Annotated in this window: 21 protein-coding genes; 4 read left to right on the top strand and 17 right to left on the bottom strand. The window is 60.6% G+C overall.

Annotated elements, in window-relative coordinates:
* Positions 1-3 precede the first annotated feature (3 nt).
* Positions 4-990, top strand: a complete 987-nt coding sequence (locus ABD837_RS06390) for an ABC transporter ATP-binding protein (protein ID WP_345051754.1) — start codon at positions 4-6, stop codon at positions 988-990.
* A gap of 135 nt (positions 991-1,125) precedes the next feature.
* Entirely contained in the window at positions 1,126-1,935 is an 810-nt protein-coding gene (locus ABD837_RS06385) for an SDR family NAD(P)-dependent oxidoreductase (protein WP_345051752.1), read from the top strand.
* A 170-nt stretch (positions 1,936-2,105) separates the two neighbouring features.
* Here the strand turns inward: ABD837_RS06385 and ABD837_RS06380 are convergent, their stop codons facing one another.
* The 7 genes from ABD837_RS06380 to ABD837_RS06350 all read right to left on the bottom strand — a co-directional run bounded on the left by ABD837_RS06380 (position 2,106) and on the right by ABD837_RS06350 (position 10,243).
* Entirely contained in the window at positions 2,106-3,146 is a 1,041-nt protein-coding gene (locus ABD837_RS06380) for a hypothetical protein (RefSeq protein ID WP_345051749.1), read from the bottom strand.
* Between the two features lie 138 nt (positions 3,147-3,284).
* Positions 3,285-4,040 carry an SDR family oxidoreductase gene (locus ABD837_RS06375; RefSeq protein ID WP_345051746.1) on the bottom strand — a complete coding sequence of 252 codons (756 nt, stop codon included), beginning with the start codon at positions 4,038-4,040 and terminating at the stop codon, positions 3,285-3,287.
* 183 nt (positions 4,041-4,223) lie between these two features.
* The gene (locus ABD837_RS06370; protein ID WP_345051743.1) at positions 4,224-5,303 is read right to left on the bottom strand and encodes a phosphotransferase family protein; all 1,080 of its coding nucleotides are present in this window, start codon (positions 5,301-5,303) and stop codon (positions 4,224-4,226) included.
* A 140-nt stretch (positions 5,304-5,443) separates the two neighbouring features.
* Complete coding sequence (locus tag ABD837_RS06365; RefSeq protein ID WP_345051740.1) at positions 5,444-6,673, bottom strand: acyl-CoA dehydrogenase family protein; 1,230 nt, start codon at positions 6,671-6,673, stop codon at positions 5,444-5,446.
* 136 nt (positions 6,674-6,809) lie between these two features.
* Positions 6,810-7,556: an SDR family NAD(P)-dependent oxidoreductase gene (locus ABD837_RS06360; RefSeq protein WP_345051737.1), complete on the bottom strand. Its 747-nt coding sequence runs from the start codon at positions 7,554-7,556 to the stop codon at positions 6,810-6,812.
* Positions 7,557-7,633: 77 nt separating this feature from the next.
* A complete protein-coding gene (locus ABD837_RS06355) occupies positions 7,634-9,451 on the bottom strand; it encodes an acyl-CoA dehydrogenase (protein ID WP_345051735.1) in 1,818 nt (605 codons plus the stop codon).
* 237 nt (positions 9,452-9,688) lie between these two features.
* Complete coding sequence (locus ABD837_RS06350; protein ID WP_345051732.1) at positions 9,689-10,243, bottom strand: Crp/Fnr family transcriptional regulator; 555 nt, start codon at positions 10,241-10,243, stop codon at positions 9,689-9,691.
* Between the two features lie 159 nt (positions 10,244-10,402).
* Here ABD837_RS06350 and ABD837_RS06345 point away from each other — a divergent pair, with 159 nt between their 5' ends.
* On the top strand, positions 10,403-11,341 hold the full coding sequence (locus ABD837_RS06345; RefSeq protein WP_345051729.1) for a D-2-hydroxyacid dehydrogenase: 939 nt from the start codon (positions 10,403-10,405) through the stop codon (positions 11,339-11,341).
* A gap of 34 nt (positions 11,342-11,375) precedes the next feature.
* On the opposite strand, the gene ABD837_RS06340 is transcribed toward ABD837_RS06345, so the two are convergent.
* Positions 11,376-12,329, bottom strand: a complete 954-nt coding sequence (locus tag ABD837_RS06340) for a pectinesterase family protein (protein WP_345051726.1) — start codon at positions 12,327-12,329, stop codon at positions 11,376-11,378.
* Positions 12,330-12,412: 83 nt separating this feature from the next.
* Positions 12,413-13,354, bottom strand: coding sequence for a pectinesterase family protein (locus tag ABD837_RS06335; protein ID WP_345051723.1), 942 nt, complete (start codon positions 13,352-13,354; stop codon positions 12,413-12,415).
* A gap of 249 nt (positions 13,355-13,603) precedes the next feature.
* On the opposite strand from ABD837_RS06335, the gene ABD837_RS06330 reads away from it, so the two are divergent.
* On the top strand, positions 13,604-14,482 hold the full coding sequence (locus ABD837_RS06330; protein ID WP_345051720.1) for a carboxypeptidase-like regulatory domain-containing protein: 879 nt from the start codon (positions 13,604-13,606) through the stop codon (positions 14,480-14,482).
* 67 nt (positions 14,483-14,549) lie between these two features.
* Here ABD837_RS06330 and ABD837_RS06325 read toward each other — a convergent pair whose 3' ends face one another.
* The 8 genes from ABD837_RS06325 to ABD837_RS06290 all read right to left on the bottom strand — a co-directional run bounded on the left by ABD837_RS06325 (position 14,550) and on the right by ABD837_RS06290 (position 22,881).
* Positions 14,550-15,383: an enoyl-ACP reductase FabI gene (locus ABD837_RS06325; protein WP_345051718.1), complete on the bottom strand. Its 834-nt coding sequence runs from the start codon at positions 15,381-15,383 to the stop codon at positions 14,550-14,552.
* A gap of 96 nt (positions 15,384-15,479) precedes the next feature.
* A complete protein-coding gene (recN, locus tag ABD837_RS06320; protein WP_345051715.1) occupies positions 15,480-17,150 on the bottom strand; it encodes a DNA repair protein RecN in 1,671 nt (556 codons plus the stop codon).
* Positions 17,151-17,239: 89 nt separating this feature from the next.
* On the bottom strand, positions 17,240-18,175 hold the full coding sequence (gene porD / locus ABD837_RS06315) for a type IX secretion system protein PorD (protein WP_345051712.1): 936 nt from the start codon (positions 18,173-18,175) through the stop codon (positions 17,240-17,242).
* Positions 18,172-18,828 carry a phosphopantothenoylcysteine decarboxylase domain-containing protein gene (locus ABD837_RS06310; protein WP_345051709.1) on the bottom strand — a complete coding sequence of 219 codons (657 nt, stop codon included), beginning with the start codon at positions 18,826-18,828 and terminating at the stop codon, positions 18,172-18,174. Before ABD837_RS06310 ends, porD begins: the two co-directional genes overlap by 4 nt.
* A gap of 134 nt (positions 18,829-18,962) precedes the next feature.
* Positions 18,963-19,556 carry a flavoprotein gene (locus ABD837_RS06305; protein WP_425554299.1) on the bottom strand — a complete coding sequence of 198 codons (594 nt, stop codon included), beginning with the start codon at positions 19,554-19,556 and terminating at the stop codon, positions 18,963-18,965.
* 141 nt (positions 19,557-19,697) lie between these two features.
* The gene (locus tag ABD837_RS06300; RefSeq protein WP_345051706.1) at positions 19,698-20,045 is read right to left on the bottom strand and encodes a DNA-directed RNA polymerase subunit omega; all 348 of its coding nucleotides are present in this window, start codon (positions 20,043-20,045) and stop codon (positions 19,698-19,700) included.
* A gap of 100 nt (positions 20,046-20,145) precedes the next feature.
* Positions 20,146-20,976, bottom strand: coding sequence for an outer membrane protein assembly factor BamD (locus ABD837_RS06295; protein ID WP_345051703.1), 831 nt, complete (start codon positions 20,974-20,976; stop codon positions 20,146-20,148).
* Between the two features lie 99 nt (positions 20,977-21,075).
* Positions 21,076-22,881 (bottom strand): OstA-like protein, encoded by a 1,806-nt coding sequence (locus ABD837_RS06290; protein ID WP_345051701.1) that lies wholly within the window; start codon positions 22,879-22,881, stop codon positions 21,076-21,078.
* Positions 22,882-22,925: the final 44 nt, after the last annotated feature.

Raw genomic sequence — 22,925 nt, 5'->3', positions numbered from 1 at the left:
TTGATGGAGCTACTCAGGGTTTCCGACATCAGCCTGCATGAGCCCGGAAACACGGTCCTCCAGCCCATTTCTTTCAGTCAGCGACAGGGGCAAAAGCTGGCGCTGGCGGGCGAAAGCGGCGCAGGCAAAAGCACCTTGCTGCAAATCATTGCGGGCCTGATTCAACCTACTACCGGCTCGGTGCACGCCAACGGCAGCCGCGTGCGTGGGCCGCAAGACGTGCTGGTGCCCGGCCATCCCGGCGTGGCCTACCTCTCGCAAAAATCCGATTTGCCGCAATTCCTGCGCGTAGAGCAGGTGCTGCGCTACGCCAACATGCGCCCCGAAGCCGAGGCGCAGGCCGTGTACGAACTGTGCCGGATTGACCACCTGATGCCGCGCCGCACCGACCAGCTCTCGGGTGGCGAGCAGCAGCGCGTGGCCCTGGCGCGGCTGCTGCTGGGGGTGCCCCAATTGCTGCTGCTCGATGAGCCGTTCTCCAACCTCGACCGCACCCACAAGCGCATTTTGCAAGGCATTATCGAGGAGTTGGGCACGCGGCTGGGCATTACCTGCCTGCTGGTATCGCACGATGCGGCCGACGTGCTGGGCTGGGCCGATAAAATTCTGGTGCTGCACCGGGGCCGGCTGGTGCAACAGGGCACCCCTCAGCAGCTCTACTACCAGCCGGTGGACGAGGCTACCGCGGCGCTGTTTGGCGATTACAATCTGGTACGCGGAGCCGACCGACGGGCGCTGCTGCCGGGCCGGCGTTTCCCCAAAAACACGGCGCTGCTGGTGCGGCCCGAGCAGCTACGATTGGGCCCTGCTGGTGAGGACGGCGCTGCTGGCACGGTGCGGGATGTGCGGTTTTTGGGCAGCTATTGGGAGGTGGAAGTGGCGCTGCCGCAAAACACGTTGCGGGCCCACACCGGGACGACAGACTTGCAGCCGGGCGATGCAATAGGTGTTGCGCTGGTAGCTGATGGCGGCTGGAGCATCAGCGTGTAGCGTGGACTCTGCGAGTCCGCGCCTAACCGAAACGACACGCGGACTCGCAGAGTCCACGCTACAGCTCTAAGCACGACAATAACCCCGTTTGGATGGCCCTCGTTAGGATTTATAATAAACTAACGAACCTTTCCCATGGCTAACCAAACCCAAACTGCCCTCATTACCGGGGCCACCAGCGGCATCGGCCGCGAGCTGGCCAACTGCTTTGCGCAAGACAAATACAACCTCGTTATCGTGGCCCGCGACCAGCAGGAGCTCGACCTAACGGCTTCGGAGCTGCGGCAGCAGTACAGCATCGAGGTCACCACCATCAGCAAAGACCTGTTCAAGCGCGACGCGCCCTTTGAGGTTTACAACGAAATCAAGAGCAAAGGCACGCAGATTGATGTGCTGGTAAACGATGCCGGCCAGGGCCAGTACGGCACCTTCGATACCACTGATGTGAACCGCGAGCTGGATATTATTCAGCTGAATATTGGCGCTTATGTCGTGTTCACGAAGCTATACCTACAGGAGTTCAAGGCTCGCAACGAGGGTAAAATCCTGCTAGTGGGCAGCATTGCGGGCGAATTGCCCGGGCCGCTGCAGGCCGTGTACCACGGCACCAAAGCCTTCGTGAACTCCTTCGCCGAGTCGATTCAGGAGGAGAACAAGGACACGAACATCACCATTACGAACCTGCTGCCCGGCATCACCAAAACCGACTTCTTCAACAAAGCCCACATGACGCAGGCCAAAAACGTGGCCCAAGGCCAGGGCATGGAAGCCGCCGACGTAGCCAAAGACGGCTACAAAGCCCTAATGAATGGCGAAAGCCGCGTCATTTCCGGCGTCATGAATAACGTGCAGGTGGGTATGGGCAAGGTGATGCCCGACCCGCTGGTAGCGGCTCAGGTGCACAAGCAAAGCGCCCCGGTCGACGGCAACGAAAGCGCCCGTTGAAAGCGGTAGAGCCCCACTTCAAACAGCAAAGCCCGGCCGCATTGGCCGGGCTTTTTGCGTTAGCCCAACGGTTGCAGATGTTGTTATAACGGATAATTCTGACTGGCATAAATGGCGCGGTTCCAGCCGTCCAACGCCAAGAATCAGGACATTGCGTCGCTACAGTGTGCTCAGCTGCGGGCCCGGGCTTTGGTTTTTGTCGGAGCGGACTTGGCTTTGCCGGGTAGAAGCTGGTCGGCAAACGCCTTGGGGCGGGCGGCGCGTATTTGCTCGTAGGCTATGCGCTGCAGGGCCACGGCCTCGGCGGGCGTAATACCGAGGGCGGCGGCTGCCTGTTCGGTGCCGCTGAGGGCACGCGGGTCGTGGCCGGTGATTTCGCCGAACAGCACGCAGGCCGTGAGGTAGGCGCCCCAGTTGCTGGGGTGGTAGTGGTCTTCGGCCCAAAGGTCGAATTTGCCGGGCTCGGGGGTGTAGGGGTTGCGCAGGGCCACTCCGGTTTGCACGGCGCGCAGCCAGGCATCGCCGGCCGGAGCAATGCCTTTGAAACCCGGGTTTTGCGCCTGCAGGCTATAGTAAGAAGCGTGGAGCTCCTGGGCCATCGAGTCGAGGGGCAGGCCGCTAAAGGGCTTGCCGGCCGGATACGTGAGGTCGGCGCGGGGCCAGGTTTGGAAAAGAAACACATTGGCAGCGGGGTTGGCGGCGTGCACAGCCTGCTCGAGGCGGGTGGCGTAGTCGCGAAACAGTTCGGGGTGGCCGCCGTGCCGGGGAGGCAGGGCCCACTGGCTGTGCTCCTGCAACACCACGGTGTTCCAGCGCGCCTGCTGAATCACGCTTAGGGCGTGCTGGTAGTGGTATTGCAGCGGCCGGGCGTTAATTTCCTCAAAGTGTACTTCGTACTTCAGGCCGGCTTCTTCGGTGAATTGCTGGAATATGCCGGGGATGCCGCCCCATATTACGGGCTCGCCGGTGGTGGTTTCGCAGCGCGGGTCGGTGGCGGGCAGGCCGTAGTTTTCGTCGGTTACGTGGGCCGCGTTGTAGGCCAGCACCGGCTGGTACTTGCCGTGGAAAAAGCTATTCCCGACAAATAGAACGACTTTGACGGGGGCTGCTGCCGGCCTACGGGCCGCCTGTTGCCCAACGGCAGGGATACAATGGCTGGCCAACAGGCCCGCTACGGCCAGCACCAGCAACTTGCGAAAAGGTCGCATCACAGAGCAGAAATAGAATAGTTAACCACTGGCTCGCCTTATGCAGCAAGCACCCAGCCTCCCGCTAATGTGCGGGAAAATGGGCATGCAAGAAACGGCTTTTTCGGCAAATCACTGCAATTCCGTTCGTCATAACCTGGCTTACAGCAGCTTCTGTACCCAGCGAAGCGGCAGCCATTTCATGGCGCGGGCCATCAGGCCCCAGGGCCAGCCAGGTACGAAGGCCTTCACCGGCTCGCGCTCAATGGCTTTCACGAGGGCGCGGCAGCCGGTTTCGGTGTCGACCATGTAGGGCGTGCTTTTCACCTTGGCGTTGATTTCGGAGCGGATGTAGCCCGGGTACATGATGCTGACTTTGATGGGCGAGTTCAGCAAATCGGCCCGGATGCCTTCGGTGAGGGCCGAAAGGCCCGCCTTGGTGGCGGCATAGGTGGTTTGGGCCCGCGGCATGCCGCGCATGGCCGCCACCGACGAAATAGTAACCAGATGCCCGGCGTTTTGCGCCCGAAAAATCTCCAGTGCTGCTTCGCACTGGGCCAGCGCGGCCACGAAATTGGTTTGGGCCGTCTGTAGGTTGGCGTGGAAATAGCCGGTACCCAACGACGCCCCCTTTCCCATGCCCGCATTCACAATCACGCGGTCGATGGTGCCCAGGTCGGCCTGGAAGGCACGAAAAACCTCAAAAACCTGGTCGTGGTTGTTCACATCGAGTGCCCGGACGAAGATTTTGATGTTGGGGTGGGCGGCTTCGAGTTCGGCTTTCAGGGCGTCGAGGCGGTCGGTGCGCCGGGCGCAGAGGGCGAGGCTGCGGCCCATGCGGGCGTATTCGCGGGCCATGCCTTCGCCCAGGCCCGAGCTGGCCCCGGTGATGAGGATGTTTTGGCGGGTGGTGGTCATTTAGGAGTGGGAATTGTTCTTTAAAAATAGGGATTGAACGTCATGCTGAGCGTGGTCGAAGCATCTCGCGTGAAGCCACTAATCAAGGACATTGTAACCGAAGGTCGGCGTAGCCTGCGATTGAGTTACTACTACCACACGCGAGATGCTCCGGCTACGCTCAGCATGACGCGCTGCTATTCGTCAGGAGTTCCCGCGCATTGCGCGCCGGCAGCGCCAGTGCAGGTAATGCACGAAAATCCAGAAATTCTTAAATGCCGGGTTGCGCGTTTGCTTATGATGGTAGCGGTAGTAAATCTGCTGGGCGATGGCGGAGAGGCGAAACAAGCCATAGACTTCGTAGAAGGCCCAGTTCTCGGGCCGGAAGCCGGTTTTTTTGCAGTAATAGGCCACCACTTCCTTACGGGTGAGCATGCCCGGCAGATGGGTGGGCTGGCGGCGCGTGGCCTGGGCCAGGAAGTCGTCGTCGGCCTGCACCCAGTAGGACAGCAGGTTGCCCAAGTCCATGAGCGGGTCGCCGAGGGTGGCCAATTCCCAATCCAGAATGCCAAGGATGCGCGTGGGGTCGTCGGCATCGAGCACCACGTTATCGAACCGAAAATCGTTGTGCGTGATGCAGATGCGCTCCTGCGTGGGCTGGTGCGTTTCCAGCCACTGCATGATGCGCCGGCCGCTGGGCACGTTCCAGGTGCGGGCCTGGGTGTAGCGCTTGCTCCAGCCGCTAATCTGGCGTTGCGTGTAACCCACGCCGCTGCTCAGCCCCGCCAGCCCGGCCGCCTGGTAGTCCACCTGGTGCAGCTCAACCAGCGCATCGAGCACGTTCAGGCACAACTGTCGCACAGTGGCCGGTGGCAAGTCCAGCCCACGCGGCAGGTTCTTGCGCGGGATTATGCCAGCCACGCGCTCCATCACGTAAAAATCGACGCCAATAATGCTGGTATCCTCGCAGTAGGCCACCATCTCAGGCACGTAGGCAAACACCGGCTTTAGGGCCTTTTGCACGCGGTATTCGCGGCCCATGTTGTGGGCCGACCTGGCCTTGGTGCCGGCCGGTGGGCGTCGCAAAATGAGGTCGGCGTTGTCGTATTCGAGGCGGTACGTCCAATTGGAAGCACCGCCGGCGTACTGCGTCACGCGCGGTAGCCCGCGCAACTCAGGGCGCTGCTGCTTCAGCCAGACATCAACGGCAGCGGCATCCAGCTCTTCGCCGGGGCGTAGCGGGCCAGCAGTGTCGAGAAGGCGGGGGGCAGTATTGGATGACATGGGGTTAGTAATGGTAAGCGAACGGTCATGCTGAGCTTGTCGAAGCATCTCTACCGCATAACTAGCTCATTTTATTGAAATACTGCTGCGGTAGAAATGCTTCGACAAGCTCAGCATGACCGTTCTTATTTAACCCGGTTTCATCCCTTCGCCTTATACTTCGCCAACTCCACCCGAGCCACCATGGCTCGGTGCACCTCATCGGGCCCATCGGCCAGGCGAAGGGCGCGGGCCACGGTGAAGAGGGCCGTAAGCGGCACGTCGTGCGACACGCCCGCGCCGCCGTGCATTTGAATGGCCTCGTCCACCACACGTTGGAGCACGTTGGGGGCTACTACTTTGATAGCCGAAATCTCATTCATAGACGCTTTCACGCCCTGGTGGTCGATTTTCCAGGCAGCATACAGGGTGAGCAACCGGGCCTGGTCGATGGCCATGCGCAGGTCGGCCACCCGATCCAGGTTGCCGCCCAGGTGCAGCAGGGGTTTGCCGAAAGCGACGCGGGAAAGGCCACGGGTAATCAGCAGCTCCAATGCTCGCTCGGCCGCGCCAATGCAGCGCATGCAGTGGTGGATGCGGCCCGGCCCGAGGCGGCCCTGGGCAATGGCAAAGCCGTCGCCCAGGCCGCGCAGCAGGTTGGTGCGGGGCACGCGCACGTTCTCAAACCATACTTCGCCGTGGCCATAAGGCGGGTCGTAGTCGCTGAAGGCGGGCAGCATGCGCTGGATGTTCACGCCCGGCGTATCGAGCGGTACCAGCACCATGCTGTGCCGGGCGTGGGGCGCGGCTTCCGAGTTCGAGAGGCCCATAAAAATGGCCAGACGCGCATCGGGATGGCCCAGGCCGGTGGCCCACCACTTGCGGCCATTCAGCACGAGCTCGTCGCCTTCGGCTACAATGGTGGCCTGCATGTTGGTGGCGTCGGAGGAGGCCACCTCGGGCTCGGTCATGCAAAACACGGAGCGGATTTCGCCGGCCAGCAGCGGCCCGAGCCACTCCTGTTGCTGCGCGTCGGTGCCGAAATAGTGCAGCACCTCCATGTTGCCGGTGTCGGGCGCGTTGCAATTGAAGACGGTGGGCGCCAGGAAGCTGCGGCCGGTTTCCTCGGCAATGGGCGCGTACTCGAGGGTACTGAGGCCCGCCCCGCGGGTGGCATCGGGCAGGAATAAATTCCAGAGGCCCGCAGCTTTGGCTTTCGCCTTCAATTCCTCTATAACGGGCAACACCTGCCAGGCCCGCCAGTCGGCGCCGGAGTTGGCAGCGAGGTTTTGGCGGAGGTAGTCGTCTTCGATGGGCGCAATGTGCGCGGCCATAAAGGCCTGCACGCGGGCGAGGTAGTCCTGGGTTTTGGGGCTGGGGGCGAAATCCATGCAATGGCGCGTTTGAGAAGTGGCGCGCAGCCGCTGCTGCGATGCGATAAGTAGGACGCAGCCTTTGCTGCGTTTTGTTGAACGATGTTGCACGCCATGGCGCGGGTGCCCGACGCAGCAAAGGCTGCGTCCTACATCACGAAATCACGCCGCTGTCAATTACCAGCTGGGTGCCGTTGGTGTAGCTGGAGTCGTCCGAAGCCAGGTAAATAAACGCTTTGGCCACTTCTTCGGCGCGGCCCAGGCGCTTCATTGGGCTGGCCGACACCATTTGGCCACGCACATCTTCCGGCGCGTCTTTGATGAGCGGCGTGTCGATGTAATACGGGCAGAGGGCGTTGACGCGCACGTTGCGGCGGGCAAACTCCAGGGCCGCTACGCGGGTGAGGCCAAGCACGCCGTGCTTGGCGGCCGAGTAGGCGCTCAGACCCGGCGCGCCCTTTAGGCCGGCCAGCGACGACATGTTCACAATTACGCCGCCGCCCTGCTGCACGAACTGGACCAGCTGGTACTTCATGCAAACGAACACGCCCGTCAGGTTCACATCGATGATGCGCTGAAACGACTCTTCACTGGTTTCGAGAAAGCTGAAGTAGCCCTCGCCAATGCCGGCGTTGTTCAGGGCCACATCGAGCCGGCCAAATTTCTCTACCGTAGCCGCAATGGCTTGCTGAATGTTGGCCGAACTGGTGACGTCGAGCGGCACAAACAGGGCTTCGGCCCCGGCGGCCTGCACTTCGCCCAGCGCAGCGGCATGGTCCGAATTGGGCAGGTCGGCGATGACGACCTTCGCGCCTTCGTGGGCGGCGGCCACCGCCGCCGCGCGGCCCAGGCCCGAGGCCCCGCCGGTGATGAAAACGACTTTGTTTTCGAGTTTTCTCATGGATTGTGCGGGTGGGAAAGGAAGGCTACAGCACCGTCAAGCAGCGCATTCTGCATAAAGCTGCCGGAGCATGTGTGCTAAAACCACGCCTCCTGCATGTCTACCGTCACGGCGTTTGGCGACTGCAGGCGCTTGGCCAGGCTGGGGGCGCGTACCAACTCGTATTCGTAGAAATACCGGGCGGCCATGAGCTTGCCGTGGTAGAAATTCTGGTCGTCGGGGTGGGCAGCTGGCAGCGCGTTTTGCGCCACCGTGGCCTGACGCAGCCACTGCCAGGCCACGGCTACCAGGCCGGCCAACTCCAGATACAGCGTGGCATCAGCCAGGAATAATTCGTGGTTTTGCTCGGCTACACCCAGCAGGTGCATCGTGGTTTGCTGCAGAATGCCCACTGTTTTGGTGAGCTGCGCGGCCAGTTCTCTCAGTTCTGGCACTCCTTCGGCAGCTGCCACGGCGGCTTGAATCTCTTCGAGCAGCAGGCCCACCGCCCGGCCGCCGTGCTGCGTAATTTTCCGCCCCAGCAAGTCGAGGCCCTGAATGCCGGTGGTGCCTTCGTGGATGGGATGAATGCGCGACTCGCGCCAAAACTGCTCCACCGGAAAATCGGTGGTGTAGCCGGCCCCGCCGTGCACCTGAATGGCGGCGCCGGTGCTCAACACGCCCATCTCGGCGGGGTAGCTTTTGGCGATGGGCATCAGCAAATCGAGCAGCAGTTCGGCGCGCTCTTTTTCGGCGCCCGTCCCCACCCGGGCCACGTCCATGTAGTAGCTGCACTGCATGAGCAGGCCCAGCGCGCCTTCCATGGTGGCTTTCTGAAAAAGCAGCATGCGCTTCACATCGGCGTGCTGAATGATGGGCACCTGGGGTTTGGTGACGTCGCGGGCCGCAATGTGGCGGCCCTGGGGCCGGGCGCGGGCGTATTCGAGGGCCGCGTAGTAGGCCGCCGTGCCAATGGCTGCCGCGCTCACGCCCACGGCCAGCCGCGCCTCGTTCATCATCTGAAACATGTAGCGCAGGCCCTGGTTGGGCTCGCCCACCAGGTAACCCTGGCAGTCGTCGCTTCCCCCAATCATGAGATGGGCAATGGGGGCGCCCTTGCAGCCCAGCTTGTGGTAGATGCCGGCCGTAACGACGTCGTTGCTGACCAAATCCTGCGGCTGCGTGTTTTCAGCAGGCAGGCCCCCAGCTACGCGCTGGCGCGGGACCACAAACAGCGAAATGCCCTTGGCTCCGGACGGAGCCCCCTTAATGCGGGCCAGCATGAGGTGCACCACGTTGTCGCAGGCGTCGTGGTCGCCCGAGGAAATGTAGATTTTCTGGCCGCGCATCCGGTAGTAGCCTTCTTCCGTTGGTTCGGCCGAGGTGGTGATGTCGGAAAGGGAGCTGCCGGCGTCGGGTTCGGTGAGGGCCATGGTGCCCTGCCAGCGGCCGGCGTACATGTGCGGCGTGAAGGCCGCCATGAGCTCGGGCTTGGCGAAGCTGCGCAGCAAATTGGCCGCGCCCAGCGTGAGGAACGGCGGCACGCTGCCCGAGTAATTGGTGGCCTGCATGGCAAACACGGCCGCGTTGTACACCGTAGCGGGCAGCTGCTGGCCGCCTTCCTCATAGGAGAACAGGGCGTTTATCCAGCCATCTTCGCCAAAGCGGCGCACAATGTTCTTCACGCCGGGGTGCAGCCGGATGGTGCCATCCACCAGCTGCGGTTCCTGGCGGTCGAGCTCGGTGAGCAGGGGTTTCAGCAGTTGGTCGGCAAACTGGCCGGCGGTGTCGAGCACCAGGTCGATGGAGCCCCGGTCGTGGTCCTGAAAGTAGGGGAAGCGGCTTAGGTCTTCAACGTGGAGTACTTCGTGGAGCTGAAACGAGAGGTCGCGGCGGGAATAGGCTTGCTTGGCCATGCTTACGGGGAATTGGGTGGGAGGGCAATGCGGGTAAAAGTACCGGCTTGCCTTGCGGCACCCAATGACCTAGGTTAAGAAATGCAGCGGGTAATGAGTCTTGGCAAAAAGCACGTCATGCTGAGCTTGTCGAAGCATCTCTACTGCGCAACTAAGTAGTCTACTCTTCGCGGTAGAGATGCTTCGACAAGCTCAGCATGACGTGCTAATTTGGGCGCTCCTACCCACATTGCCACCTTACAGCTGCGCTCGCATGCGGCTCAGGCTTTCGGGCTTCACGCCTAGGTACGTGGCGAGGTGCCGCTGCGGCACCTGCTGAATCAGCTCGGGGTTTTGGCGCATCAGGTCGAGGTAGCGGGTGCGCAGGTCGTCCATCTGGAAGGCGCGCAGGCGTTCGGTGAGGCCGCAAACCACTTTTTCGTTGATGCGGCGTCCCAGGCGCTCAATGGGCGGCACCCGGCGGAACAGGCGGTTGAGGTCGGGAATCAGAATTTCGTGCGCCTGCACATCCGTCAGGCACTCAAAATACAGCTCGGAGGGCACCTGGGCCACAATGCTCAGGGTGTCGAAGCAAAAGGAGTCGGCTCCGTAGAAAGCGCTGGTGATGTCCTCGCCGCGCACGAGGCGGTAGGCGCGAGCCAGGCCGTTTTCGATGAAATACAGGCGGTCAGGCGGCGGGCCCGGATGGAATAGCTCGGTGCCTTTGCGAAATTCGCAGGGCCGCATAACCGACAATGTTATTTGCAATTCGGCGTCAGTGAGGTTGGCGTGCTGCTGCAGGTAGGCGCGCATTGAACAGGAAAAGCGGGGAAAGATGCGCAAAAAGGCCATATCTGGCCATTTGAGCTATTTTTTCACGAAAAGTACGTCGCTGAGGCAGCAACTTTGCCCATTGCCCCGTTTTAGGAACTCACGCTCGCCTATTGCCCGCGGCCTGCCAGCTGCTTTTCCATGCATCTTTTCGTTTATTCGCCCCTTAGCACCTCGGCCCGCGCTTACTTGCAGCAGCAGCTTCCGGCCGAGGTTTACGTCACGTTCAGCCAGGATTTGGCTCCCGAAAACCAGTTTCCGGCTTTTCAGGAAGCCGATGTGCTGCTCGGCAACCCGCCACCCACCTGGCTGGCGGCCGGCCCCTCGCCCCTACTGCGCTTTTGGCAAATTGATTCGGCGGGCTTCGAGCGCTACCGCCTCCTGAGCCTGCCCGTGCCGGTGGCCAACATGGGCGACTTCTTCGCCTGGCCCTGCGCCGAAACCATGGTGGGCGGCCTGCTGGCCCTCTACCGCCACCTGGGCGAGCTGGCCGTGCTGCAAGCCGAACGCAAATGGGTGGGCGGGGCCTACGTGCGTAACCGTGCGGGCCTGCTGCGCGGCAAGCGCGTGGTGGTGCTGGGCGCCGGGGCCATTGCGCTGGCCCTGCGCCAGCAGCTCAGCGGCTTCGAGTGCCCGGTGCAGCTGCTGGCCCGTACAAATCCCGAGGCCCAGCTGCATTCCAAAGAAGACCTGAAGGCCGTGCTGCCCAAAACCGACATTGTCATCAACACCCTTCCCGGCAGCGCCGAAGGATTTTTCTCGGCTGAACTGTTGGAAGCCATGCGCCCGGGCAGCATCTACGCCAACGTGGGCCGCGGCAACACCACCGACGAGCCTGCCCTCATCCGCCTGCTGCAAGCCGGCCACCTTGGCGGGGCTGTGCTCGACGTAACCGCCATTGAGCCCCTACCCACCGACAACCCGCTCTGGACCCTGCCCAACGTGCTGCTCACCCAGCACACCGGCGGCGGCCAGGCTTTAGAGGATGAGAGCAAAGTCGACATGCTGCTGCGCAACCTGGAGAACCTGCGCAATGGCCAGCCCCTAGAGAACCTGGTGGATTTGAGCCGGGGATATTAACTGGTAGTGCGCGTGGAGTGCGGCAACCGAACGCCTACCGCCCCGGCACCCACGGCACTTCGGCCACAAAAATCACCTTCAGCGTATACCCTTTCGCCTCCTTGGCCGTGAGCTGACGTGCCCAGACCACGCGCCCCTTCGGATTACCTCCTGGGCCAGTGGAGCGGTATTCGGCGAAATAAGCCGTTTTTTCGTTGGCGGGGTTTTTCCAGTTATCCCAGCCGGCGGGGGTGATGTGGCTGCCCATTTCGGTGTTCAGAAACACCACCCGGGCGTTGGGCCGCCAGGGCCGACCGAGGTGCACCTTCTTGGCCAGGGCCGTGTCAGCCGTCAGCTTGCAGCTCAGAAACACAAAGCCGAAGGGTTGCTGCGCGGGCGTGGAGGCGGCCGTGATGAAGGAGTTTTTCTTGCTTTTGATAACGCAATGGTCGAACACGGCCGTGCTGGCGCCGAAGATGAAATCGGTTGTGCCTTCGAAGTAGCAGTTCTGGAAATACTGGCGGGTGTGGCCGGCGGCCAGAAACAGAATATCCTGGTTGCCCACCACCCGGCAGTGGCGGAAAGTGGCGCGGTCGCCCTCCACGTGCAGGGCCACGGCCTGGCCGGCGGTGTAGCCGGCAGTATTGGCGAAGGTGAGGTTTTCGGCAGTGAAGTCGTTGGCCTGCACCAGCACCGAGTGCGACGAATACGTGTCGTGCCCGGCCGCGTCGCCGGTGTGGTCGTCGAAGGTGAGGATGGTGGTTTCAGCCTGCTCGCCCATTAGCTTGATATGGGTTTTGAGCGTGTTCACCACCAGTTTTTCGCGGTACGTGCCCGGCTTGATGCGAATGGTTACCGTGGCCTGCGACTGATTGGGCACGGCGTCCACGGCGGCCTGCACGGTGCGGTAGGTGCCGCTGCCATCCTGCGCCACGGTAATGGGGCCGGCCGGCGGGGCCGTTTGGGCGAAGGCCGGAGCGGCCAGCAGCATTAGGAGCAGGAATTTCATGGGTATGGTTGTATCATGGACTCTGCGAGTCCGCGTTTGGCGAGGTTCGTTGTTCGTTCAGGCGCGGACTCGCAGAGTCCACGCTACGGCTGCCAGCCGTGCAGCACGCTGTCGCGGGTGTACATCCGGGCTTCGGCCTCCGTTAACTGGTGCGACCACGGTGTGCGCTGTTTAGGGGCAGCACCTGGGCCATGGCTCTGGTATTCGGCGTAGTAGGCGGTTTTCTTGTTCGACTCCTTGTCCCACGGGTCCCACCCCTCAGGCCGAATCATGGCGCCCAGCTCGCAATGCAGGTATACGGTTTTGGCGTAGGGCCGCCAGGGCCGGCCAAGGCCGAAGCTACCCGCCGGCGCATCGCCCGTAATGCGGCAGTGGCTGAACACGTAGCCGAACCGCGCCGTGTCGGGCGTGCTGGCCGCCGTGACGTAGCCGCCGCGCTTGCAGAAAATGGTGCAGTCCTCAAACCAGGCCGTGCTCGAGCCGAAGATAAAATCAACGGTTCCTTCGATGTAGCAGTTCTTGTAAAACTGCCGACTGCCGCGCCCAAACGTGTACAACGTGTCCTGAAACCCCAGAAACCGGCAGTTCACGAAGGCTGCCTTGTCGCCATCGACCCACACTGCCACCGCCTGCCCCACCGGCCCCGACGAGTTCTGAAATGTCAGGTTCTCGGCCGAAAAATCCGAGCCGTAGATGTAGCAGCTCGCCGAGCCCGATGTGCCCTTGTCTTCCCCAAAAATGTTCTTCTTCTGGTTGTAGTCGTCGTACGTCAGAATGGTCAAATCCCGGTCCTCGCCAAGGAGCTTCACCAGCTGTTTTGAGCCAGCCAGTATCAGCTTTTCCTTGTAAGTGCCCTTTTTGATGAAGATGGTGGTGACCTTCTTCCGGAAATCGGGCACTGCATTAAACGCCTCCTGCACCGTGCGGAACCGGCCACTGCCGTCCTGTGCCACCACAAAATCGTAGCCCCAGGCCCGGCCCAGCCCACCGAAACTCAGGAGCACTAGCAGCAATAGATTCTTCATGGCTCGGAGGGTGGTTGCGGCCGCAACTTACCAGCTGCATCGGCCAATGTGGCTGCTTCAAACCGGCTATTTTCGCGCAATCGTTGCCGGGAACGATGCCATTCCTTCAGGCGAACTAACCTTCTCGCTTGCCACTTATGCAATCCTAGCACTGGCCGCATCAAACAGTTACTCTTTGGCTCTAAAGCCTCTATTATGCGGTTTTTGTTACTCCTTTTTTGCTGCGGCTGGCTCCTGCCTCGGGCTACTTTGGCCCAGACTACTGTTCTCGGCCGTGTACTCGATGCCAAAACTGGCTACGACCTGCCCGGCGCGACCGTCCTGCAAACTGGCACCACCAATGGCGTATCTACTGATGTCGAGGGAAATTTCACCTTGTCTATCACCGCCGTTGCTGACAGCCTTTCCATTACCGCTTCATTCATCGGTTATGTCGAGCAACGGCAACGGGTGCCCGCTGGCAACTACATTATCATTCGGTTGGTACCGCAAGCGCCATCTGTCGACTGTCCGGTGATAGGACGAGACCCACTTGTTGAGCTTGGCCTGGTTAGCGGCATGCGCTACGCGCCGGTCGGGGGCACCGTAAAATTCTACGGAACTAGACTATACCATCGGCTGCACCTCACTGCCACCATCGGTTACCAAACCAATTTCAGCCGAAACCATGCCTTTACCGCTAGCCTTGGGTTGCCTGCGTTGTGGCAGCAACGCTTCACGGTTGCCGAAGTGCTTAGCTACGAACAGTTGCAAGCAATGCCCGCCAATATGCGTTTTAGCAGCTACAAGATGATGGTAAGTATTGGCAGCTTCCGCTCCATCGCCCCCTTATCACGCCTTATGTTCCTGCTGGGCGGCGGGTATGCGCAACACCAGCCGCTGGCACCGTCCGATGTGTTATCTGCATCTACGGCCGGTTTGGGCTACAGCTTCGGTCTGCAAACGAATTACTACTTCCAGCCTTTCCGGCTGGCAGGCGTAGTTCAAGCTACCCACTGGCCAAGCTACTGGCAATGGCAAGCCCGCCTCACGCATCCTTTTGGCGATTCTTTCCAAGCCGGCGTAGCTGTCAATCAGCTTCGGCACTACTCAGAATTGACGCTATTTCTCAGTCGCGCTTTTTATTAAGTCTTGTCACTAAACACAAAAAAGCCCGGCCAATTGGCCGGGCTTTCTGCTTAATTACTTGCCACGCTTATTCCTGCGAAGCGCCCGATACTTTGGTCAGCACGTCCACAATCTCAGCCGAGATGCCAGTGGTGCTGAAGCCGCCGTCGTGCATCAGGTTCTGCATGGTCACGTAGCGCGTGAGGTCCGAGAACAGCGAGATGCAGTAGTCGGCACAGGCTTCGGCCGGGGCGTTGCCCAGCGGCGACATCATGTCGGCGAAGTTGTAGAAAGCATCGAAGCCGGTGATGCCGGTACCGGCCGTGGTTTTGGTGGGCGACTGCGAAATAGTGTTCACGCGCACCTTTTTCAGCTTGCCGAAGCGCTGGCCGTAGCTGCGGGCAATGCTTTCGAGCATGGCCTTGGCCTGCGTCATGTCGGTGTAGTCGAGGAAGGCACGCTGGGCGGCGATGTAGCTCAGGGCCACGATGCTGCCCCACTCGTTCATGGCGTCCTGCTTCTCGGCCACGGCCATCATCTTGTGGAACGACATGGCCGACACGTCAATCGTCTGCTGGAAGAATTTGTAGTCCAGCTCGCCGTAGTGCTTCTTTTTGCGGATGTTGGCGCTCATGCCAATGCTGTGCAGCACGAAGTCAATCTTGCCGCCCAGCTTCTCCTGCGCGCCCGAAAACAGCGCCTCCAGCTCCTCGGTCGAGGTAGCATCGGCCGGGATAATTGGGGCATTGCACTCCTCGCTCAGCTTGTTGATTTCGCCCATGCGCATAGCCAGCGGCGCGTTGGTGAGCACGAAACGGGCACCTTCGGCGTGCGCCCGCTGGGCCACCTTCCAGGCAATGGAATGTTCGTTGAGCGCGCCGGAAATGATGCCGACTTTGCCGGCGAGTATGTTATTAGCCATGAGAATGGGCGGTAAGCTTTAGCTGGCACCGCAGGGCCGTGGAAGTAAACGGGTGGACAAAAGTAGGAATTCGACGGCAAGCTAAAGCCTACTGCACTACGCGGCCACTTCACCCCGTAGCGCCAGCAGCTCGCGGGCACTCTGGAAGGCATTTTCGCTGGGCTTGGCGCCCGCAATCATGTGCGCGATTTCCTTAATTCGGTCCTCCTTGCTCAGCTCACGGATGCGACTCACGGTGCGGTCGGCGCGGTCTTCCTTGTACACGAAGTAGTGCACGTCGCCGGCCGCCGCCATCTGCGGCAGGTGCGAAATGGCCACCAGCTGGTGCTTCTGCGCCATCTGCTGCATCATGCGGCCCACCTTCACCGCAATTTCGCCCGAAATACCGGTGTCAATTTCGTCGAACACGATAGTTGGCAAGGCCGTTTTATCGGCCAGCATGTACTTGATGCACAGCATCAGGCGAGAGAATTCGCCACCCGACGCAGCCTTGCTCAGCGTCTGAGGCTGGGCACCTTTGTTGGCCGTGAAGAGGATGCTCACCACATCGATACCGCTGGTGGCCGGCGCGCCGGTGCTGTGCTGCACCACAATGCGCGCGTGCGGCATGCCCAAATCAGCCAGCAGCAACCCCAATTGCTTTTCGAAATGCGGAAACGACTTGCGCCGACTCTCCGACAGCTTGGTGCCCTGCTTGGTCACGGCGGCTAGGGCCGCATCCGAATCCTTGCGCAGGCGGGCAATTTCCTTGTCCAGGTTCAGCACCGAACTCACCTTCTGGCGCAGCACCTCACGCACCTCAATAAGGGCCGGCAGGTCGCGGGCCTGGTGCTTGCGCTGCAGCGTGTACAGCACATTCAGGCGGTCCTGCAGCTCTTCGGCGCGGGCGGGGTCGCCCTCGGTGCGCCGCTCGGCGGTTTCCACTTCGTCAGCAATGTCGTGCAACTCAATCAGGCAGGAATTCAGCCGCTCGCGCAACTCCTTGAAGGTGTCGGCGTAGCTGGACACCTGGCCCAGCAGGCCCACGGCTTCCTTGAGGTTGCCGGTGGCGCAGGTCTCGCTGTCGCGCAGGCCGTGCAACGCCTGGCTCAGCTTGTACTTGATTTCCTCGGCGTGCTCTAGTTGCTTCACTTCCTGCTCCAGCGCGTCCTGGTCCTCGGTATCAAGCTTCGCCTCTTCCAGCTCATTGAGCAGAAAGCTATTGTAGTCGAGCTCCTTGCTGGCTTGGGCAGCCTGGCCTTCCAGGGCCTGCAAATCGGTTTCCAGCTTGCGGTACTGCCGGAAAGCGTGGCTGTACATGGTGCGCTGCGGCACCAGCCCGGCATACAAGTCCAACAGGTTCAACTGAAAAACACCGTCGCCCAGCAGCAGCGTGTCGTGCTGCGAGTGGATGTCCATCAGGTTGGCCCCAATTTTCCGTAGGGCTTCCAGCGTTACGGGCGTGTCGTTCACAAAGGCGCGCGACTTGCCATTGGGACTGATTTCGCGCCGCAGAATGCAGTGCGTGTCGTAATCCAAATCCTCGGCCTCGAAAATATCCTGCAACTGGTAGTTGGCGATATTGAATTGGCCCTCAATCACGCACTTGCGCTCGGTGTCGAACAGCATGCGCGAATCGGCGCGGTTGCCCAACAACAGGCCAATGGCGCCCAGCATAATGGATTTACCAGCCCCGGTTTCGCCCGTTATAATGTTCAGCAGTGGCGACGGACGCAGCTCCAGTTGCTCAATCAGCGCGTAGTTATTAATTCGTAAATCGACTAGCATTATAATTAATTATGAATTCTGAATTATGAGTTATGAATTAGCGAGCCACCAGAATGGCAACTCATAATTCAAAATTTATAATTCATAATTTAGCGAAGCAGCGTTTGGTATTTGGCCGAGTTGGTGGGGTCCACATCGGTCAGCATGGCCACTAGTTGCTGCTTAAGCTGCGCATCGGTGCTGGTGCGGAAGATGTTGGTAATTTCATCGGACTTGGCATCAAAAAATGCCCGCACGAACAGCGTGCCGGGGCGCGTGAGGGCGGCCTTCTGCACGGCCGTTAGCGCCACCATTACCGAGGCACGGGCCTCTTCAGGCTTCTCAATAAAGATGTCCATGCCCTGCCGGTAATAGCCGTAGAGGCTCGTGCGGAAGGCTTCGAGTTGCGGGTCGAGCAGGTTGTCGAGCACAAAGTGCCGCTCGCGCGAGCCTCCACCACGCCACCCTTCGTCGGGCTCGTTGGTTTGGGTTTGGTTGGCGGTATAGTTCACAATAGTGCGGGCCTGCTCGTAGTAGGTAGTGCCACCGAGCCGGGCAAACGAGTCGCGGTCGAGCCCAATCACCAGGTTGGCATAGAAGCCGACCAGCGAGGCCAGGTTCGAAGTAAAGCTGTTGGCTGAGTACGAGAGCGGGCTCTGCGGCGAATAGTTGAAATTGAAACTCTTATCGACCAAGTTCACCACATTGGTTTCGTACCCGGTGCCGTACACCGGGCGCGACGAAACCAGGCGCATCGTGGCGTTGTAGGTACCATTCTGCGGAATGGACGTGATGCCGATGAACATCTTGAGGCGGATGCGCTCGGTGGGCTGGTAGGTGAGGTTAGTCCAGGCCTGGGTGTTCAGCAGGTTGCGGATGTCGTTCTGCATCTGCTGCACGATACTCGGGTCTGAAATCGTCACGTTTTCGGTCGACACGCGCACTTCGGCCAGCAGTTCCTGGGCGCGAGCGGGGCCGGCCACTAGCAGCACCAATAACAGCAGCAATGCAGGCAACGGCCGGGCCGCAAAAAAGGGTCGCATCATACGTTCGGAGAAGAAGGCCGGCGGGCCAGAATCAGGCTAACCAGTCCACGGGCCACGTCGGCTTTGGACTGCAACTCAAAATTAACGATTTGGCCGGCGGCATCCAGCACGGTCACTTTATTGGTGTCGTGCCCGAAGCCTGCCCCCGCGTCACGCAGCGAATTCAATACCACGAGGTCGAAGTTCTTGCGGTGCAACTTGCCCTGGGCGTGAGCCAACTCGTTCGTTGTCTCCAACGCAAAACCGACGGCAAATTGTTCAGCCCGCTTGCGCAGGCCCAGGGTGGCCGCAATGTCCACGTTCTTCACCAGCTCCAGGGTCAGGGTTTCGCCCGATTTTTTGATTTTCTCGGTCGCCACTTGCGCCGGGCGGTAGTCGGCCACAGCCGCTGCAAACACCCACACATCGGCTTCAGACGCTGCCTTTTCTGCTGCCGCAAACATCTCGGCGGCCGTCTCCACCCGCACTGTGCAGATGCGTGGGCTGCCCGGGTCGGGCAGCTGGCTGGGGCCGCTCACCAGCGTTACCTGCGCGCCGGTGGCGGCAAAAGCCTCGGCCAGCGCATAGCCCATCTTGCCCGTCGAGCGGTTGCCGAGGAAACGGACGGGGTCGAGGGGCTCGTAGGTGGGGCCAGCAGTGATGAGAACGTGCACAGAGGAAGGGTTAAAAATGTCTGCCAAAGAACGTCATGCCGAGCGCAGCCGAGGCATCTCGCATGCACAACGCAGTTCAATCAACAGGATTAGTGATGGCACGCGAGATGCCTCGGCTGCGCTCGGCATGACGCTTAATCAGTTACTGTTCTTCCGAAAAACTGTTCCAGTTCCGCTACGATGTCTTCCGGCTCCAGCATGCGGCCGGGCCCGCGCAGGCCGCTGGCCAGCTCGCCGCTCGGCGATTCGAAGACGTGGTTACCAAAGCTGCGCAAGCGGGCCATATTTTGCGTCACGGCCGGGTGAGCGTACATATCCAGGTCCATGGCCGGGGCTAGAAACACCGGGCAGCGCGCCGACAAATACACGGCGCACAGCAAATTGGGGCACAGCCCGTTGGCTAACTGCCCGATGGTGTTGGCGCTGGCCGGTGCAATCAGCAGCGCATCGGCCCAAAGGCCCAGTTCCACGTGGTTGTGCCACTCGCCGGCGGCGGCATCGCGCAAGAAGCCCGTGAGCACGGGCTTCTTGGAGAGCGTACCCAGGGTAAGCGGCGTCACGAAGGCCGATGCAGCTTCGGTCAGAATTACCTGCACTTCGGCCCCGACCTGCACTAGCAAACGCGTAAGCGGGGCCGCCTTGTAGGCCGCAATGCTACCGCTCACGCCCAGCAGAATGCGGCGGCCGGCAAGGGAAGCAATGCGAATTGATGAATCGGGTGCAGGCATAGTATCCGAGTTACACAAAAAGAACGTCATGCTGAACGCAGTGAAGCATCTCTACCGCAATAGTAACTGAATTACTGCTGCGGTAGAGATGCTTCACTGCGTTCAGCATGACGTTCTCTCAAACAATCAGGCGACAGACACCTAGAACAGCTCGCGCGGAATCGGAACCTCTTCCGGCTCGGGCGTGGTGTAGGCGATTTTGCCTTGCAGAAACTCCTCGATGGCCAAGCTGGTGGGCTTGGGCATGCGCTCAAATGACTTCGACACCTCGATTTGCTCGCGGTTCTCGAATACTTCTTCCAGGTTGTCGACGGTGGAGGCGAACTCGGCCAGACGGTCGTTCAATTCCTCTTTCAGCTTAATTGACAACTGGTTGGCGCGCTTGGAAATCACGGCAATAGCCTCGTACACGTTGCCATTGTCGCCGGTGATGTCGGCGATGTTGCGCGTGACGATGGAGCTCGATACGGCGTTGGGATTCGGTTTCATGGGCAATAAATTAGTTGTTCGTAATTCGTTGTCAGTTGTTAGCGCGGCGTTCTTTTCAGGGCTTTTTCCGAAATCGCAACAAGCTAGTAACAACTAAAGATTAATTGGCGGCGGCCGTGGGCACGTCCTTCAGCCGGGTAATTTCGCGCTGGCTGGTGTCGTACATGGTCAGGGCCGCCTTCAGGTTTTTGCTCTGCGGGTAACCATCTACAAACTGCTGGTAGAAGGCTACGACTTCCAGAAACCGCTCGCGCTGCTTGGTTTCAACGCTTTCCTGGGCCCAGGCGTATTGAGCGCTGATGCGCAGAAAGGCCGCCTGCTCGGCGTAGGCCGAAGCCGGATAGTTGAGTTGAAAGTTGGTAAGAGCTACCACTGCGGCCTGGTTGTAGCGCAGCTGATAGTAGAGGCGGGCACTTTCGAAGGCCTTATTCTCCAGCTTCTTCTGCAACTCCTGCGACATGCCGTCGACCTCGGCCTTGAACTTGCTTTCGCCGTAGCGGTTCAGGAAATCCTGGATGGATTCGAGGGCCGAGATGGTGTTGGTCTGGTCGAGCTCGTAGCCCGGCGAGTCCAAGAATAGCGACTTGGCGTGCAGATACGAGGCTTCCTCGGCGTATTCCGAGTTGGGGTAAGTGTCGGTGAACGTCTTGAAGTAGAAGGCGCTCAGCACGTAGTTGCGCTGCTTGTAGTTGGTGTTGGCGAAGTAGAACTGCGCCTTTTCGGCTTCGGGCCGGCCTTTCAGCAACGGAATCAGGTCTTCGAGCAGCGTACCGGCCCGGAAGAAATCTCCCTTGTCGTAGTACTGGATGGCAGCTTCGTACTTTTTATTAACGTCGGGGCTCTTCAGCAGGCGCTGGTAGCTACTGGTGCAAGAGCCCAACAGCAGCGAAGTAGCGAGCAGAAAGAGAACCGTGAGGCGTGAAATCGGCATAAGGGGTGCAAAGGTAACGATTTGAGCCCGGGGAGGCAAACCGGCCCGTGGGCCGGGCCGGTAGCAGCAAGAGTGCCGAGCCGTAGGCAAAGGTTGCAGCTAGCGCCGCGCCGCGCCCGCTGCTGGCTTAGGTGGAGCTACCAAAGCCGCTGGCTGGGCAGGCTGGGCGGTGGCTTTGGGCGTCGCAGGCGCTTTGGGAGCGGGTCTGGACGGCGTTTTCTGCGGCGCCGTTTTTTTGGTTCCGCGTTTAGAAGTGATTTTTTTCTTGACGGCCTTCTTCTTTTTGGGACGGTCGTCGAACTGTTTGCCCAACACCTGGCGGCGGGTGGGACGCTCCGACGCCCGCCAGGAGTAGCCTTTCAGACGCTCATCATCGGGCTTGAGCTCGTGCGGCGGGATGAATTTGGCTTCTGGATTACCCAAAGGGGAAATACGGTTCAGCTTGTTATCAGCGAACAGCACGCGCATGTTGGCCGAAAGCAGGCGGTTCATACCGGTGGTAGCCGTGTCGCCGTCGAGGGCATAGAAGATGCTTTCAGCGTTGCCCAGCACATCGACGCGGCGCATTTTGTCGTCGCGGAAATAAGCCCGCATGCTGCGCCCCTTGGTCTGGTTGAAGTTCAGCAGGGTGTCTTGGTTCACGGCGAAGGCGTGGCCAAAGAGGCGCAACTCGTCCACCTTGCCGCGCTTCGAGCGAATCTGCATCGAGTCGGAGGTGAGCTGGTTTTTGGTGTGCCAGAGCACGGGGTCCTGGTTCAGGTAGATGATGCTGTCCTGCCGGTCGTAGGTCAGCGAATCGCAGATGCCCTGCATAGCGCCCCGGAAAATCTGCACCTTCGGGAAGGCGTAGAGCACGGTGCGCTTGGTGGTCTGCCCGGGCTTGGCTTCCACGCTGATGAGCGTATCGGCGGCCATATACAGGGTGTCCTTCTGGCTGATGTTGCGCACCACCGGCCGGCCGCCGTAGAGCTTGGTGCGACCCAGCGCACGCCAGTAGCGGCCCATATCGCCGCGCAGCATCAGGTTATCCTTTTTCGAAATCAATGAGACGTGGCCTTTGGCAACGCCGTACTGCTTCACCTCGTCGTACACCAACTGGTCGCCGCCAAGCCGGTAGTTGGGCGTGTCGATTTTGGCGTTGCGCTTGAAGTCCGACACCCGCGTAATGGTGTTGTAGTTACCACCTTCCGCATATAGGTTGCCCGACTTGCCCTTGATGCGGGTGGGGCCGTTGAAGTAGGCGATTTTGCTGACCGTGTTGTAGCGCAGCGTGTCGTTGTTCAGCTCCGAATCGGGCGTAACGAGGTGCACGTCGCGCTTGAAGACGAAGACCTTGGTGTTGGTATCGTAGAAGCCCTGCTGGCTGTCGAGGGTGTTTTGGGGGTCGGTGAGGTGGCCGGTTTCGGTGTAAGCAGCTGTTTTGCGGTTCAGGTCGTAGTCGAGGCTGGGCGTGGTCAGCGTCATGCGCGGGTCGCGCATCACCACGTTGCCGGTCATGCGGGCCGTGCGCTTGGCGCCGTTGTAGAAGCCGTGGTCGCCGGTAATGGTGAGGGTGTCGCTTTGCACCACGCGCACGTTGCTAAAGGCTTCGACTTCGTTGCGGTCGATGTACTGGTAAGCCGAGTCACAGTACAGAAATACGTCGTCCTGCCGAAAGCTGACGTTGCCGAGCAGCTTGCGAATTTTCACGCCGTTGACTTCGACGCCGACAAGCTCACCGGTCGTGAGCAGCAGAATGGGCGAGCCCTTGAGGCCGGGCGGCGGCGTGGGGGTCGGGCGCGGGGCGCGGGGCACGGCGGGGCGCACCACGGCGGGCGCTTGGGTGGGCTTCGGCGTCTGGGCCGCGCCGAGGCGCGCCAGCAGCAGCGCGGGCAACAATAGAAGAAAGAAGCGGAACAATGACATGCGGGCCTCAAAGGTACGGCAGGCGGCCGGGGCTAACGCCGAAT

The sequence above is a fragment of the Hymenobacter glaciei genome (genome assembly GCF_039539585.1).
In the GTDB taxonomy this organism is placed as follows: Bacteria; Bacteroidota; Bacteroidia; order Cytophagales; family Hymenobacteraceae; genus Hymenobacter; species Hymenobacter glaciei.
Note: the sequence above shows the minus strand (reverse complement) of the source record. Positions and strands in the feature narration are given on the sequence as shown.

Excerpts from the sequence above, each read along its gene's own strand:
- ABD837_RS06390 (WP_345051754.1), top strand. The coding sequence starts at position 4 with ATGGAGCTACTCAGGGTTTCCGACATCAGCCTGCATGAGCCCGGAAAC.
- ABD837_RS06385 (WP_345051752.1), top strand. The coding sequence starts at position 1,126 with ATGGCTAACCAAACCCAAACTGCCCTCATTACCGGGGCCACCAGCGGC.
- ABD837_RS06375 (WP_345051746.1), bottom strand. The coding sequence starts at position 4,040 with ATGACCACCACCCGCCAAAACATCCTCATCACCGGGGCCAGCTCGGGC.
- ABD837_RS06370 (WP_345051743.1), bottom strand. The coding sequence starts at position 5,303 with ATGTCATCCAATACTGCCCCCCGCCTTCTCGACACTGCTGGCCCGCTA.
- ABD837_RS06365 (WP_345051740.1), bottom strand. The coding sequence starts at position 6,673 with ATGGATTTCGCCCCCAGCCCCAAAACCCAGGACTACCTCGCCCGCGTG.
- ABD837_RS06360 (WP_345051737.1), bottom strand. The coding sequence starts at position 7,556 with ATGAGAAAACTCGAAAACAAAGTCGTTTTCATCACCGGCGGGGCCTCG.
- ABD837_RS06355 (WP_345051735.1), bottom strand. The coding sequence starts at position 9,451 with ATGGCCAAGCAAGCCTATTCCCGCCGCGACCTCTCGTTTCAGCTCCAC.
- ABD837_RS06350 (WP_345051732.1), bottom strand. The coding sequence starts at position 10,243 with ATGCGCGCCTACCTGCAGCAGCACGCCAACCTCACTGACGCCGAATTG.
- ABD837_RS06345 (WP_345051729.1), top strand. The coding sequence starts at position 10,403 with ATGCATCTTTTCGTTTATTCGCCCCTTAGCACCTCGGCCCGCGCTTAC.
- ABD837_RS06340 (WP_345051726.1), bottom strand. The coding sequence starts at position 12,329 with ATGAAATTCCTGCTCCTAATGCTGCTGGCCGCTCCGGCCTTCGCCCAA.
- ABD837_RS06335 (WP_345051723.1), bottom strand. The coding sequence starts at position 13,354 with ATGAAGAATCTATTGCTGCTAGTGCTCCTGAGTTTCGGTGGGCTGGGC.
- ABD837_RS06325 (WP_345051718.1), bottom strand. The coding sequence starts at position 15,383 with ATGGCTAATAACATACTCGCCGGCAAAGTCGGCATCATTTCCGGCGCG.
- recN (WP_345051715.1), bottom strand. The coding sequence starts at position 17,150 with ATGCTAGTCGATTTACGAATTAATAACTACGCGCTGATTGAGCAACTG.
- porD (WP_345051712.1), bottom strand. The coding sequence starts at position 18,175 with ATGATGCGACCCTTTTTTGCGGCCCGGCCGTTGCCTGCATTGCTGCTG.
- ABD837_RS06305 (WP_425554299.1), bottom strand. The coding sequence starts at position 19,556 with ATGCCTGCACCCGATTCATCAATTCGCATTGCTTCCCTTGCCGGCCGC.
- ABD837_RS06300 (WP_345051706.1), bottom strand. The coding sequence starts at position 20,045 with ATGAAACCGAATCCCAACGCCGTATCGAGCTCCATCGTCACGCGCAAC.
- ABD837_RS06295 (WP_345051703.1), bottom strand. The coding sequence starts at position 20,976 with ATGCCGATTTCACGCCTCACGGTTCTCTTTCTGCTCGCTACTTCGCTG.
- ABD837_RS06290 (WP_345051701.1), bottom strand. The coding sequence starts at position 22,881 with ATGTCATTGTTCCGCTTCTTTCTTCTATTGTTGCCCGCGCTGCTGCTG.